Below are 13,284 nucleotides of genomic sequence, written 5' to 3' on the forward strand. Positions count from 1 at the left end.
CCATATCGGAATCTTTATTCAAACAGATGATTGGAGATATTACTATTATGAGAAATCCATGGCCAACTTTCAGCATTGCGGCTCTCTCCGGAGCTGCGTGCCTGATTTATGATCACTTTTTTTCTTACGAGACTATGTGGATTGCTGTTGTAGTGTTCCTTGCACTGCTGGCTCTATGCTTTTTCGCATATTGCAAATATGAACGCTGGCTGACAAAGAAACTAAACCCCTATGTGGTGGCGTATCAAAGCGATCACAATCTTGAGAAATTGAAACAGGGATTGGATCGCTGGCGTCCCTGGGCATTCAGCAAAAATTCCAAAAATATCATTACAGCGAACTGGTTCTCCGCTCTGCTGGAGCAAAAGCGCTGGACAGAGGCAGAAGAAACTTTGGAGCAATTTTGGCATCGAACCAAACACACACAGGATCAAATTGGGTATCACCTGCTTCGGGGAGATTATGCAAGGGCAATCGGGGACACCGAGTTAGAAGAACAGGAACGACTTCTAAGTGAACAGCTAAAAAACCAGCTTGTAAATAAAAAAGGTGAATCGAGAGTACCTGCAAATGCCAAAGAGAGTAAATATGCTTTCTTTTGCTGGCTCTCTTTCAGCTTTGGTCTGGCACTGTTCGGAATCATCAGCAATATAGCCGCCGGGGATTCAATCCTCGGATCATTTGGAGCTGGACTTTTTATTTTGAGCCTGTTTTCGTTCCCGGTCTGCCTGATCTGGCTGATTCTCTGGTTGATCCGGCGCAGAAAGGAGGCTGTTAAATGACTTATATCCTGCCGGTACTCTATGTAATTGTGTCTTATACCTTCTTCCTTTTGGCAGTCTGTTTTGGCAATGCGATCACATTGCAGATATTATCCATCCTTCTGCCCTTTATCATGGGGATCGTCAATTTGATTGTTGTGCTGACTGTAGGAAGAAAGTGGTCGAGAAAAACATTGCTGAACTGCACTTTGATCATCAAGTATGGACTGATCCCGTTCTACCTGATCGGAGGGAGTATCACCGTATATGTAACGGTGATGGTATTCTTCCCGTTGCCGCTGATGGCGTTGTTTGGACTGGTAACCATTGTTTTTTTGATTTTAGGATACGGGATTCTATTAGGGGCAGCTCCCTATGCTATCGCTTATCTGATAAAGTCATGCAAAGACGGCGTACATCCGAAATGGTTGGCGATTTTAGCTGGAATCTGCCAGTTCTTCTTTTCCTTTGATGTACTTGCAATGATGGTTCTGACATTGAAGGAGCGGAACAGGGTCAAAACGACAATTGCCGTTTTCTGTGCAATGTGCCTTGCACTCCTGCTGATTGTACTCTATGTGGTCATGACGCTGCTAGGAGCATAATCGCCATTTATATAGGATATACCTTGTTCATACATAAAACAATTATGGGGAACTTTCCAAAGACGGTCAGGAAACGGGATGTTGCAATCGTAAATGCCTGAACAGAACCATGTAAGCCTGCTGAGGACGGAACGGTGATCTTAGACAAGAACTTGCAGCTTCAATAATTTCTTTCACGATTTTAATCAAAACTTCTTCAAACTATTTTTGTCAAAATAACAACATTCTCTTGAAATAACCCATGAGCAATTACACTCATTCCCAGCAGACAAAGACGCAGGACCCTGGAGTTTTCCCCAGGATCCTGCGCCTTTGTTGTCTTTATACTCTTAGCACTGAGCTTTAAATTCTCTAATTTTCTCTTTCATAGCCGGTATGTCTTCATGAAGTTTTAAGATCGTACTTCCAACGAAAGCTGCATCTCCGCCTGCTTCCTTCACCATCTTTACATCTTCCGGTGCATGAACGCCTACGCCACAGTAAATAGGACGATCGATTCCGCACTCACGAAGATAGTCTACGCAGTCTTTCAGTGTAGGATATTTCTCGTTCTTCTCCTGATCTGCGTATGGTTTTGCCTGCAGATATACGAAACCGTTGGACTCTTTTGCCAGAGCGATTTCTTCTTCCGGCATATGGAACTGTACATAGCAGGATACCTTAAGACCTGCAGCGATGATCTGATTCTTGATGGTATCGTCTTTTAAGCCAACCAGCAGGATATCTTTGCAGTCATTGTCCAGACAGAATTTAATAAATTTCTCTGTTCCGATCTCTTCTACTGTGTTCTCATAAGCCAGAACCAGGATTTTTACATCCGGCAGTCTCTTTTTGATCGCTACGATAGAGTCCATATATTTCTCATAATCGTCACAGGCCTCCAGAGCTTTCGCCATACGGCCTGCAATGTACTCGCTTTCCAGGTATGGATCGTGAGACGGGAAATCAACCTCCATCATTTTACAGCCTGCATCTGCGTATTCAATAGCCATCTGATAACTTGATTCGATTGTAGGGTATCCGTTTGATAAATAGCAAATGATCTCCATAATGATTATTCTCCTTTATATGCTTTTACAAAAAGTTCTTTCAGCTGATCCAGTGTAGGAATGATCGGGTTTGTCTTGGTACATCCGTCTGCCAGAGCCACTTTTGCAAGCTCGTCTAACATTCCCATATATTTTTCTTCGTCTGCAATAACATCCTTGAAAGTCTCAGGAATGTTCAGTGTCTTATTCAGTTCTTTTACTGCTGCGCCAAGTTCTTTTACGCCTGCTTTTTCTGCGATTCCTGCATAAACAGCAGCTGCTGTCTCATCTGCAGAGTTAAAGTCGATGATATACGGCAGTAAGATCGCGTCAGCCAGACCATGAGCTACATGGAAGAATCCGCCGATGGTATGTGCCATGGAGTGTACGATTCCCAGAGATACGTTAGTAAATGCCATACCTGCTACCATAGAAGCCTGAACCATGATCTCTCTTGCTTTCATGTCCTGTCCGTTTTCGTATGCCTTCGGCAGAGTCTCCATGATATCAAGAGCTGCCTGAGTTGCCAGAATATCAGAAACGTAGTTTGCACGGTTGCTTGCCAGAGCCTCCAGTGCATGAGTCAGTGCATCCATTCCTGTCTCTGCTGTAATCTTAGCCGGCATGGAAGCTGTTACTTCCGGATCACAGATTGCAATATCCGGCATCATTTCCATGTTTCCAAGACCGTGTTTCATACCTGTCTCATTGTCAGAAATAACTACAGAACGGGATACTTCACTGGCTGTTCCACTTGTGGATGGGATACAGCAGAATCTTGCTTTTGCACGGAGTTTCGGGAATTCATTTGGAGGAAGGATATCTTCCATTTTCTTCAGTTCCGGATGCTCATAGAAGATCCACATAGTTTTTGCTGCGTCCATAGCGGAACCGCCGCCCAGTCCTACGATCAGATCCGGCTGGAAAGTCATCATCTCGGAAGCGCCGCGCATTACAGTCTGGAAAGACGGATCCGGCTCAACTCCGGAAATTACCATAGTTTCTGCTCCTGCTTCGTGGAAATAGCCTTCTACTTTTGCCAGCATACCGCTGCGCTCCATGCTTTTACCACCGATAACAATACTTACTCTTTTTGCTTTAATTGTTTTGATATACTCCAGGCATCCTTCTCCGAACATCAGCTCGCTTCCTGCCAGTTTCATTGGTCTCATCATAGCTTTTTTCTCCTTTTCTCTTTTTTAAGCGTTTAATCCATCTAATACTTCTTTTACCAGATCGTAAGAAATCGGGTTGCTGAGAATACCGCCCTCTTTTAAACTGGAACCGATAATCGCTCCGTCTGCAATCTGCAGCTGTTCCTTAATATTTCCGGCTTTTACACCACTTCCGGCATATACAGGAACTTTTACTACCTTTTTCACTCTCTGGATCAGATCGATCGGTGTTTCCTCACCGATCTGAGTACCGGTAACAATGATTCCGTCTGCCCCATTCTCTGCTGCCTCTTTTGCAGACTGCTCAATGGAAATATATGGAAGAAGCATGTGCGCATGTTTTACCTGTACGTCTGGCAGGATCTTGATATCCTCTTTTCCAAGCGCTTTTCTCATTTCCATGCATTTTTTCGCACATGGATTGATGATTCCGTCTGTAAATACTACAGTATCTACAAATACAGGTACGCGGATAAAAGATGCTCCGGTAATAGCCGCAATGGCCAGATTAGCTTCGCAGTCGTTAAAAGCTGCATCCACGCCAACAGGAATGTTTACTGCATTTTTCACCTGCATGGTGGCTGCTGCCAGAGCCGCTACCTGAGTCTTGTTAAGTAATGCGGAAAATGGTGTATCACCCATATTCTCCACGATTACCGCATCCACTCCGGCTGCCTCCAGAATTTTGGCATCCTGCACTGCATGATCCAGAATCTTCTGATAATCTCCGTCAAATCCTGCTGTAGTGGGAAGTGGCAGGCAGTGAACCATACCGATTACTGTCTGGGATCCCACTGTAAATATTTCTCTGCTCATAGTAAGACCTCCTCAAAATAATAATCTTATTTCTGCTGTTTCATATGATAATTATAAATGCCTTCCAGAGCGGTTCTGCAAAGAAGATCCTCTGCATCCTTTCTCTCCTGGCCTTTTAATGTTTCCTTCAGGTTTTCAAGCACTGTTACCAGTGTCAGAATACAGGTTTTTACACCCATCAGACGTCCCAGTGTCATTATACAGGAAGATTCCATATCAATGCCGGTCACACCCAGCTTCTTTACTTCCTCAAATGTTTTTGACATGTCCCGTCCCCATTCCAAGGAGAATCTGGAATCATGCATATGGCTGTAGAATCCGTCCATAGTACAGTTTAAGCCGTTCAGGTATCTTTTTCCCATAGCGGTTACTGTCTCATTCATGGTATTTACCAGATCGATATCTGCTACAGCCGGATAGCTGAGATCCACATAAGCCTGGCTGGTTCCTTCCCGGCGCATAGCTGCCACAGGGATCATAAAGTGTCCCAGCATATCATCCTGCATGGACATTACAGTTCCCATACGAACTGCCACTTCCATTCCGGCCTCGTACATTTCTTCCATAGCGATAGCTGCTGACGGAGCGCCGATTCCGGTAGATGTAACAGTGATATCCACACCTTTATACTTTCCAGTATAGGTATTGAACTCACGCATAAAAGCCACTTTTTTCGGCTCATCCAAATACTGTTTTACCACTTCTACTCTCCAGGGATCTCCAGAGAATAACACATATTTTGCAATGGTTTCCTTATCCGCACCCATATATAATGTAGTCATATTTACCTCCTAAAACTCTGCAAATTTTTTCAGCAGTGCTTCTTTATCCGGTACATTGGTACAGCATCCTTCTGCCTGAAGGACAAAAGAAGAAAGAGTTCCTCCCAGCTTACAGCACTGTTCCGGCTTATATCCGTTCAGATATCCATACATGAAGCCTGCCATATAAGCGTCTCCTGAGCCTGTGGCATCCACTACCTGCTCAACGGGGCAGATACCGATTCTCTCCTGGCGGATTCCATTTTCCTCACGAATATAGCAGATGCTTCCATCTTTACCCAGAGTAGTAACAATAATGTCTGCTTCTCCAATACCAAAAAGCTCTGTAATATCGGAGAATCCATAAATCTTTTCAATGATCTCACGCTCCACCTCGTTGGTGAAGATAATCTTGCTTCCGGTAAGCAGTTCCTTCAGGAACTCTTCCGGAAACGCATCGAAATCATCTTTCATTCCAAATACTACCGGAACATTGTTTTCTCTGCATTTGCTGAAAAACTCACGGTTATCTTTTTCCGGCGCTACGGTAATCACTCCCAGACGGGTTCCCTGAAACAGCTCTTCATTCATAGGAGCAGCATATTTACCATCCATAGCTCCGGGATAAAATACAGTAATATGATCGTTATTGTTGTCCTGTAAAAGATAGCATACAGAAGTTGCCTCTTCCGGAAGAACCGTGATTCCATCCAGCGGAACGCCTCCTTCCTCCAGGAAGGCGCGGAATCCGTTTTCCTCCCAGTCTCCGCCTACGCGAAGAACCGGAAGAGATACCATACCCAGTTTTGAAAGGGCATAGGAAATATTTACGGAACAGCCTCCGTAGAAAATACGGGCATTGGATTTATTTGTCACCAGAGAAGTAAATCCCACCTTCGCCGGAGACGCAATTTTAATAATATGATCCATGCTCACATAGCCACTTGTTAATACATCAATCTGTCTCATTTTCCCCTCCTCAAAGCTGTCCCTCGTCCAGCATCTCAAACAGAGTTTCCATATCCACCACATGTCCCAGATATTTGTCAATATCGGTAAGGTGAACTTCATTTACCACATCAGAATTTGTTGCCACACATTCGCGGACTACATAGGGCTCGTAATCCAGATAAAAGGCATCTGTTACTGTAGCCCGGATACAGCAGTTTGTCTTTGTTCCCACGATGATCACATTGCGGACATCATTTTCCCGAAGTACCAGATCCAGATCTGTTCCAAAGAAGCCGCTGTATCTGCGTTTCTGTATCACATAATCTTTTTCCTCATCTACAGGAAGCATGGGATCGATCTCTGTTCCGAAGGTTCCTTCGATACAGTTTGGTCTCATTGCCGCTGCTTTACGGTCAAATTTCCCTTTACGGTTCGTATGCTGCATAAACACTGTCAGAACATCTTTTTCCCTGCATTTATCCAGGACCTTACGGATATTCGGAAGAATTTCACGATTCTGGGGATAATAAACAAGTCCTTCCGGATCTGTAAAATCCCGAACCATATCTACAATAATTAATGCTGTCTTTGCCATAACATCCTCCTGTTACTCCATCTTGAAGCCTCTCACCTTTACATTGCGGAACTTCACATGAGATACAACTGCCAGTACAGTTACCATAATGATATATGGAATGGTATCGAATAATCCGGCTGCCGGACCTGCAAAAACACTTAAGTTTACAGACAGAGAACGGGCCACACCGAACAGGATCGCATACAGTGCGGAAGCCACGGGACGCCCCTGACCGCAGTAGATAGCTGCGATTGCGATAAATCCTCGTCCGGCAGTCATATCATTGGTAAACATAGCCAGACGCTCCAGTGACAGGTCGATTCCTGCCAGCGCACAGCAGAAAGCTCCGATAAGAACTGCTGCATATTTATAGCGTTTGGTTTTGATACCAAGGCTGATTGCGGAATCTTCATTTTCTCCTACGACTCTTACATAGATGCCAAAACGTGTTTTATACATCAGAACTGCGAAAAATGCAATTCCCAGAAATGCCAGGTATGTAATTGGCGGATGTCCGCTTAAAATATTCCCCAGTAAAGGGATGTCCTCTATGATCGGAATATTGATCTTAAAGTCTGCAACGTTTACACCGCTTAAGTTGATATTGGCAAGTTCCATCATTTTCAGAATAAACTTGGCAATCGCAGGAACGATCAGGTTGATACCAAGACCGATAACAATTACATTTCCCTTGCAGGTAATTCCCAGATAGGAGAATACCAGTCCCCACAGCAGTGTGGTTACAATGGCTGCCAAAATGGCGATCCAGATATTATTTGTCAGGTAAGCAGTCAGAACAGATACGAATGCTCCGTTTAACATCATACCTTCCAATGCAATGTTCAAAACATTTGCCTTGTATGCAAACATACCGCCGATCACGCAGAGAATAATAGGCGCGCTGTGATAAACGGTGTCATATAAAATATTACCTAATAATTCCATCATGCCGCCTCCTTCTTCACTTTTTTGAACCGGTCAAACAACCTGGTATTATCACTGATGAATTTTACAGCCAGGAACAGAATGATCATACCCTGGATGATGGCTACGATTTCTTTTGGAACGCTGGTATACATGTTGATATTGTCACTTCCGGTTTTCAGAGCCGCATAGAAAATAGCCGCAATAAAGATTCCTACCGGAGAATGTCCACCCAGAAGAGCGATCAGCATACCGTCCCATCCCAGTCCCGGGTTAGCGGAAAAGCTTAAGGTGTATTTAAACTGCTCACTGCACATCCAGCCAGCTCCTGCAATACCTGCCAGAGCGCCGCTGATAAGCATCATGATAACGATCTTTCTGCCTACATTCATACCGGTTGCTTCTGCAAATTCCGGATTTTTTCCAATAGCTGTGATCTCATAGCCCAGTTTTGACTTCTTCATCACAAAGTACATAACCACCAGGATCACCAGAACGATCACTGTAAACAACGTAATACGGGAAGTTCCGATACGGCTGAACATCGCGCTTTCCTGAATGGTAGGAGTCGCCACATAGCCTGCGCTCAGATCTCGGAATACACCTGTTGTCATAAACTCAAGCGCCTTGATCATTGCGTAGTTCAGCATCAGAGTTACTACCATTTCATTTACACGGCACTTTACTTTTAAAAGAGCCGGAATCAGAGCAAATACCATACCACAGACGATTGCCACTGCAAAGCAGATCAGTTTGTGAAGAACAGAATTCATATTAGGAAGATAAGCGCCTGCGATTCCTGCAAAGAAACCGCCCAGGAGCATCTGTCCTTCTACACCCATGTTGTAAATATTTGCTTTAAAGGTAATTGCAATAGCCAGACCTGTAAGGATCAAAGGAGAGGCATAATGCAGCGTATTCATAAAACCTTTTGCTGTAAACAGGGATTTCCGAATCAGGATCCCGTATGTTTCCAGCGGATTTTCCCCAATTGCCAGAATAATGAAACCACCCAGGACAAAAGCCAGAATCACCGGCAGAATGGAGTTTAATATTGTTTTTGTCAGCTTTCCATCCTTTTTCATGCGTTCTCACCCTCCTCGCTGGAAATACCTGCCATCAGAAGACCAATGGCTGCCGTGGATACTTCCTTCGGGCAGATCTCACCGGAGATCTGTCCTTTGTACATAACGATCACACGGTCGGACAGGCTTAAAATCTCAGATAATTCACTGGATACAAGAATAACCGCATTTCCCTGATCCCTGAATTTCAAAATCTGCTTGTGGATAAATTCAATAGATCCGATATCCACTCCACGGGTAGGCTGACAGGCGATCAAGAGTTTCGGCTTCGCAGAAAGCTCACGGGCAATGATGACCTTCTGAGCATTTCCGCCGGAAAGACTGGAAATATTACCGTCAATATCACCAATACGGATATCAAACTCTTCTACAAACTGATCCCGTTTTTCTTTTATCTTTTTGTTGTTGTAAAGTCCTCTGGTACAGATATCCTTATCACCGTGATAACCTGCAATACAGTTATCCGCAATACTCATATCACGGCACAGTCCCTGTGCATAACGGTCTTCGGGAACAATTCCCATTCCTGCTTCTCGAAGTTTTTTCGGCCACCAGTTGGTAACGTCCTGACCATCCAGTTCCATGGTTCCCTTTGTGGATTCCATCAGTCCTGTCATCAGCTTCACAAGCTCAGACTGTCCGTTTCCTTCTACACCTGCAATTCCCAGAATCTCTCCTTTATGTACCTGGAAAGAAATATTAGAAACGACTTCCTTACCATAATCATTGACTGTTGTCAGATTAGAAACACCGAAGACTACATCCTTTCCTACAGCCTTTTCACGGGCATTGTCCACTGTCAGGACTACGTCGCGTCCTACCATCATCTGCGCCAGTTCCTTTTCACTGGTGTCTTTTTTCAAAACATTTCCAATTACTTTTCCATGTTTGATAACTGTAATACTGTCTGCCAGTTCCATTACCTCACGCAGCTTATGAGTGATTACAATGATCGTTTTTCCCTGTTCTTTCAGATTCTTCAGAGTTACCATCAGCTCATCTACTTCCTGAGGAGTCAGCACGGCTGTAGGCTCATCCAGAATAAGAATATCTACATTACGATAAAGCATCTTCAGGATTTCCACACGCTGACGTCCGCCTACGGAAATATCTTCAATTTTGTCAAGTGGATTCAGCTCAAAGTGATTTTCTTTAATCAGGGCTTCCACTCTTTTTATTTCTTCTTTCTGGTCTACAATAGGGGTACGGAAACTTCCTTTTTTTACATTGATCTCAGTTCCCAGCAGAATGTTTTCATAAACGGTAAGGCTGGGCACCAGCTTAAAATGCTGATGCACCATACCGATTCCGTTTGCAATGGCATCGACAGGACTGTTCATGGTCACTTCTTTGCCGCGAATCAGGATCTTTCCGCTGGTAGGCTGTAACAGACCATATAACATATTCATCAGGGTGGATTTTCCAGCTCCGTTTTCACCAACGATACATTTGATCTCTTTTTCTTTTACATCCAGATTGATATGATCATTGGCAGTAAAATCCCCGAATTTTTTTGTCAAATCAATGGCTTGTATCATACTACTCATGGTTTTGTTCCTCATAATGTAACAGAATACTTATTTCAGAGTTACGTTCTTACATGTGGACGGATCAAATTCTTCTCCTGCCTGTGCGTTTGTAACAGTAATGCTTCCATCGCCGATCTGTTTTTCCAGATCTGCAACATAAGTTTTGATCTCTTCCCATTTTTCTTTTCCGCTGTCCTGTACATATTTGCTGATCTCAGCAAGATCTGTAATAGATGCCGCGCCGGATGCCAGAGTATAGCTCTGTACTCTTTCCATTTCGCCGATTTTTCCTTCTACAGCTGCTTTTGTAATTTCAAATACAGGAACTTCTGTATTTTTCAGAACACTGGTAAGAATATGTCCCGGCTGCTGTGCATCTTTGTTTGCATCCACATGAACCATCATCTTGCCATCTTCTTTTGCTTTTGCCGCAACACCGTCTCCTACAGAACCTGCTACAGAGAAAATAATGTTTGCGCCCTGGTTGTAATAGGTACCAGCTACCGTACTTCCGGTTGCAGAATCTGCAAAACCGGCATCATATTTTGCATAATAGTCATAATTTACACCCAGTTCTTCAGCTGCATGGTTCATACCTTCGATAAATCCGTAAGAGAATACTGTGATACCATTGGAGTTTGTTCCGCCGATGAATCCCAGCGCTCTTCCACCATTATCAGGAGCAGTAAATTTATATCCGTCAGTTCCAAACAGAGTTTCGGCGTTTTCATTTACCAGAACACTGAGAGCTCCGGCTACATAAGATGCCTGATGCACATCGAACAGTGCACTGATCACGTTCTCATGAATTACTTCTCCGTTCTCATCCTGGTTTGGATTGTCGTTTACACAGACAAAAGTGGTATCCGGGTACATTTCTGCAATCGGTTTTGCTCCGCCGGTTCCTGAAATCAGCGCTTCAAAATCATACTCAAGGTTAAAGATCACATCATAGCCGTCCTCTGCCAGAGATTCCAGAGCCTGGGGAACACCGTTGGTAGGCTCAACTACTTTGTATTCAACTCCCAGCTCTTCCGCTGCCTTTTTGGCTCCGTCTACAGCAGACTGGTTGTAGCCGTTATCATTCTGTCCTGCGGAAGAACAGATAACTGCGATGGAAATATCACTTGATGCAGAATCACCGTCCGCCTTCTTTTCTCCTCCGCCGCATGCAGTGAGACTTCCGACAGCTATTACTCCTGCCAGCATAACGCCAACTTTTTTCATCCAACTTTTTTTCATTTCTTTTGTCCTCCTTTTCTTTCCTCTGTGTCAGACACCTGATAACATCATTTCACCTGATCGATATAAAATTTAAACTGATCTGTTCTGTAATAGCTCTTAAATGTCTCAATGGGTTCTTCTTTTCCATTTACACTTCCGTATGTCACGCACCCGAACAAAATCAGCGGCATTCCCTCTTCCAGTTCCAGATATTCAGCAATCTCATCTTTTGCCAGCACTGCTTCTATGGTTCTTCTGGCTGTAGTGATCTTTACTCCATATTCCTGTTCCAGAATCCTGTACAGGGAAGTTTGTGCAAAATCATATCTGCCAATACCGGGAAACAGCTTCTCCGGAAGATACGTGCGAGTATAATTTAAAGGTTCCTCATCTGCCAGAGTAACGCGCCCCAGGCAGAATACCGGATCTCCTTTTGCAATTTGCAGTGCATTTGCCCGTTTACCGTCTGCTGCCATACTTTCTGCCTGCAAACCCGCCGTCCAGGTCTCTTTCCTAATCTCAGAACATCCTCTGTACAGCTGGAAATAGAAAATAAATCCTGATTTGAAGTATCTCCCTTGATATAAGTCCCTTTTCCCTGAATCTTGTACAGATATCCCTCATTCACCAGTTCATCAATTGCCCGTCTTACTGTAATTCTGCTGACCTGGTAGGTCTCCATTAATTCACGTTCACTTAAGATTGGCATATCTTCCTGATAATCACCCATCTCAATCTTTTTAACCAGATCTCTTTTCAGCGAATAATATTTCGGAACTTTTGCTTCCATCTCTCCCTCCTTATCATATCGATATGTTATCATGTCGTCATAACCAGTTGATATTTATATCATACACCTTTCTTCAAAAAAGTCAATAGGTTTTATGCGATTTGGATATATCACCTAAATTCATTGTTATATTTTTATGCAAAACGCCAAATCAGTCCTATTATACATGCATCGATCCGTATTCTCGCAAATTTTTTTCATTTATCAGGAAAGCTCGCACATAATGTATTACTTTCCCGATGAACAAAAATACTGCAGTCTCCAACATATATAAATGTGGAAAACTGCAGTTTTCTTATCTCACCTGGTCAATATAAAATTTAAACTTGTCTGTACGGTAATAACACTTAAATGTCTCAATTGGAATTTCTTTTCCATTTATGATTCCATAAGTGATACACCGGAATAAGATAATTGGAGATCCCTCCTCCAGATCCAGATATTCTGCTACATCATCCCGGGCAAGGATTGCCTCTATCGTTCTCCTGGCGGTTGTGATCCTTACACCATACTCTTTCTGAAGAACCTGATACAGAGATTCCCTGTCAAAAGAATGTGAAGACAGTCCTGGAAACAGCTTTTCCGGAAGGAAAGTCAGCGTATAATTCAGTGGTTCCTGATCTGCATAAAGAATACGCCCCAGCATATATACTTTTTCATCCCGGGTAATTTCCAAAGCCTTTGCATGTTTGCTGTTGGCGTAAACAAGTTCTTCCACTACCACTTTTTTTGACGGTGTCATTCCCATCCGTATTACATCCTCCGTACAGCTGGTTATAGCAAACAGATTGCTGCTGCGTTCATCTGTTTTGACATATGTCCCTTTTCCCTGGATCTTATATAAAAATCCCTCATTTACTAATTCATCGATTGCTTTACGGACTGTGATTCTGCTGACCTGATAAGTTTCCATCAGTTCACGTTCACTGGGAATCGGCTGATCCGCAGGAAATTCATCGTTTTCAATCCTTTCCTCCAGTGTTTTTTTTAATATATAATATTTTGGTGCTCTTTCATCCATTTGCTTTCCCTTCTTTCCCTGGTCGGTCAATAAAAAA

Annotated in this window: 15 protein-coding genes; 2 read left to right on the top strand and 13 right to left on the bottom strand. The window is 43.4% G+C overall.

Features of this window, described 5'->3' with window-relative positions:
• Positions 1 to 2 precede the first annotated feature (2 nt).
• The gene (locus RDS42_RS06445; RefSeq protein WP_308782911.1) at positions 3 to 782 is read left to right on the top strand and encodes a ribonuclease III; all 780 of its coding nucleotides are present in this window, start codon (positions 3 to 5) and stop codon (positions 780 to 782) included.
• On the top strand, positions 779 to 1,366 hold the full coding sequence (locus RDS42_RS06450; protein WP_308782912.1) for an ABC transporter permease: 588 nt from the start codon (positions 779 to 781) through the stop codon (positions 1,364 to 1,366). Before RDS42_RS06445 ends, RDS42_RS06450 begins: the two co-directional genes overlap by 4 nt.
• 329 nt (positions 1,367 to 1,695) lie before the next feature.
• Here the strand turns inward: RDS42_RS06450 and RDS42_RS06455 are convergent, their stop codons facing one another.
• From RDS42_RS06455 to RDS42_RS06510, 13 genes are all read right to left on the bottom strand, one after another.
• Positions 1,696 to 2,415, bottom strand: a complete 720-nt coding sequence (locus RDS42_RS06455) for a tryptophan synthase subunit alpha (RefSeq protein ID WP_308782913.1) — start codon at positions 2,413 to 2,415, stop codon at positions 1,696 to 1,698.
• A gap of 5 nt (positions 2,416 to 2,420) precedes the next feature.
• Complete coding sequence (locus tag RDS42_RS06460; RefSeq protein WP_308782914.1) at positions 2,421 to 3,569, bottom strand: iron-containing alcohol dehydrogenase; 1,149 nt, start codon at positions 3,567 to 3,569, stop codon at positions 2,421 to 2,423.
• 24 nt (positions 3,570 to 3,593) lie between these two features.
• Positions 3,594 to 4,385: a BtpA/SgcQ family protein gene (locus RDS42_RS06465; RefSeq protein ID WP_308782915.1), complete on the bottom strand. Its 792-nt coding sequence runs from the start codon at positions 4,383 to 4,385 to the stop codon at positions 3,594 to 3,596.
• 26 nt (positions 4,386 to 4,411) lie between these two features.
• Positions 4,412 to 5,167, bottom strand: coding sequence for a nucleoside phosphorylase (locus tag RDS42_RS06470; RefSeq protein ID WP_308782916.1), 756 nt, complete (start codon positions 5,165 to 5,167; stop codon positions 4,412 to 4,414).
• A gap of 9 nt (positions 5,168 to 5,176) precedes the next feature.
• Positions 5,177 to 6,115: a PfkB family carbohydrate kinase gene (locus RDS42_RS06475; RefSeq protein ID WP_308782917.1), complete on the bottom strand. Its 939-nt coding sequence runs from the start codon at positions 6,113 to 6,115 to the stop codon at positions 5,177 to 5,179.
• A 10-nt stretch (positions 6,116 to 6,125) separates the two neighbouring features.
• Positions 6,126 to 6,692 (bottom strand): isochorismatase family cysteine hydrolase, encoded by a 567-nt coding sequence (locus tag RDS42_RS06480; RefSeq protein WP_308782918.1) that lies wholly within the window; start codon positions 6,690 to 6,692, stop codon positions 6,126 to 6,128.
• Positions 6,693 to 6,704: 12 nt separating this feature from the next.
• Positions 6,705 to 7,622, bottom strand: a complete 918-nt coding sequence (locus RDS42_RS06485; protein WP_331602862.1) for an ABC transporter permease — start codon at positions 7,620 to 7,622, stop codon at positions 6,705 to 6,707.
• Positions 7,619 to 8,683 (bottom strand): ABC transporter permease, encoded by a 1,065-nt coding sequence (locus RDS42_RS06490; RefSeq protein WP_308782919.1) that lies wholly within the window; start codon positions 8,681 to 8,683, stop codon positions 7,619 to 7,621. The genes RDS42_RS06485 and RDS42_RS06490 overlap by 4 nt, the downstream gene beginning before the upstream one ends.
• Positions 8,680 to 10,230 carry an ABC transporter ATP-binding protein gene (locus RDS42_RS06495; protein ID WP_308782920.1) on the bottom strand — a complete coding sequence of 517 codons (1,551 nt, stop codon included), beginning with the start codon at positions 10,228 to 10,230 and terminating at the stop codon, positions 8,680 to 8,682. The genes RDS42_RS06490 and RDS42_RS06495 overlap by 4 nt, the downstream gene beginning before the upstream one ends.
• A gap of 30 nt (positions 10,231 to 10,260) precedes the next feature.
• Positions 10,261 to 11,454 (bottom strand): BMP family ABC transporter substrate-binding protein, encoded by a 1,194-nt coding sequence (locus RDS42_RS06500; protein WP_308782921.1) that lies wholly within the window; start codon positions 11,452 to 11,454, stop codon positions 10,261 to 10,263.
• A gap of 47 nt (positions 11,455 to 11,501) precedes the next feature.
• Positions 11,502 to 11,912, bottom strand: coding sequence for a UTRA domain-containing protein (locus RDS42_RS14860; RefSeq protein WP_331602865.1), 411 nt, complete (start codon positions 11,910 to 11,912; stop codon positions 11,502 to 11,504).
• Positions 11,813 to 12,226, bottom strand: a complete 414-nt coding sequence (locus RDS42_RS14865) for a GntR family transcriptional regulator (protein ID WP_331602867.1) — start codon at positions 12,224 to 12,226, stop codon at positions 11,813 to 11,815. Before RDS42_RS14865 ends, RDS42_RS14860 begins: the two co-directional genes overlap by 100 nt.
• 295 nt (positions 12,227 to 12,521) lie before the next feature.
• On the bottom strand, positions 12,522 to 13,247 hold the full coding sequence (locus tag RDS42_RS06510; RefSeq protein ID WP_308782923.1) for a GntR family transcriptional regulator: 726 nt from the start codon (positions 13,245 to 13,247) through the stop codon (positions 12,522 to 12,524).
• Positions 13,248 to 13,284 lie beyond the last annotated feature (37 nt).

Source organism: uncultured Blautia sp. (assembly GCF_902497045.1).
GTDB lineage: Bacteria > Bacillota > Clostridia > Lachnospirales > Lachnospiraceae > Blautia_A.

What these genes read in the sequence shown, in the direction of transcription:
- RDS42_RS06495 (WP_308782920.1), bottom strand. Translation starts at nt 10,230, where the DNA reads ATGAGTAGTATGATACAAGCCATTGATTTGACAAAAAAATTCGGGGAT.
- RDS42_RS06510 (WP_308782923.1), bottom strand. Translation starts at nt 13,247, where the DNA reads ATGGATGAAAGAGCACCAAAATATTATATATTAAAAAAAACACTGGAG.
- RDS42_RS06450 (WP_308782912.1), top strand. Translation starts at nt 779, where the DNA reads ATGACTTATATCCTGCCGGTACTCTATGTAATTGTGTCTTATACCTTC.
- RDS42_RS14865 (WP_331602867.1), bottom strand. Translation starts at nt 12,226, where the DNA reads ATGGAAGCAAAAGTTCCGAAATATTATTCGCTGAAAAGAGATCTGGTT.
- RDS42_RS06460 (WP_308782914.1), bottom strand. Translation starts at nt 3,569, where the DNA reads ATGATGAGACCAATGAAACTGGCAGGAAGCGAGCTGATGTTCGGAGAA.
- RDS42_RS06500 (WP_308782921.1), bottom strand. Translation starts at nt 11,454, where the DNA reads ATGAAAAAAAGTTGGATGAAAAAAGTTGGCGTTATGCTGGCAGGAGTA.
- RDS42_RS06470 (WP_308782916.1), bottom strand. Translation starts at nt 5,167, where the DNA reads ATGACTACATTATATATGGGTGCGGATAAGGAAACCATTGCAAAATAT.
- RDS42_RS06465 (WP_308782915.1), bottom strand. Translation starts at nt 4,385, where the DNA reads ATGAGCAGAGAAATATTTACAGTGGGATCCCAGACAGTAATCGGTATG.
- RDS42_RS06485 (WP_331602862.1), bottom strand. Translation starts at nt 7,622, where the DNA reads ATGATGGAATTATTAGGTAATATTTTATATGACACCGTTTATCACAGC.
- RDS42_RS06480 (WP_308782918.1), bottom strand. Translation starts at nt 6,692, where the DNA reads ATGGCAAAGACAGCATTAATTATTGTAGATATGGTTCGGGATTTTACA.
- RDS42_RS06455 (WP_308782913.1), bottom strand. Translation starts at nt 2,415, where the DNA reads ATGGAGATCATTTGCTATTTATCAAACGGATACCCTACAATCGAATCA.
- RDS42_RS06490 (WP_308782919.1), bottom strand. Translation starts at nt 8,683, where the DNA reads ATGAAAAAGGATGGAAAGCTGACAAAAACAATATTAAACTCCATTCTG.
- RDS42_RS06475 (WP_308782917.1), bottom strand. Translation starts at nt 6,115, where the DNA reads ATGAGACAGATTGATGTATTAACAAGTGGCTATGTGAGCATGGATCAT.
- RDS42_RS14860 (WP_331602865.1), bottom strand. Translation starts at nt 11,912, where the DNA reads ATGGCAGCAGACGGTAAACGGGCAAATGCACTGCAAATTGCAAAAGGA.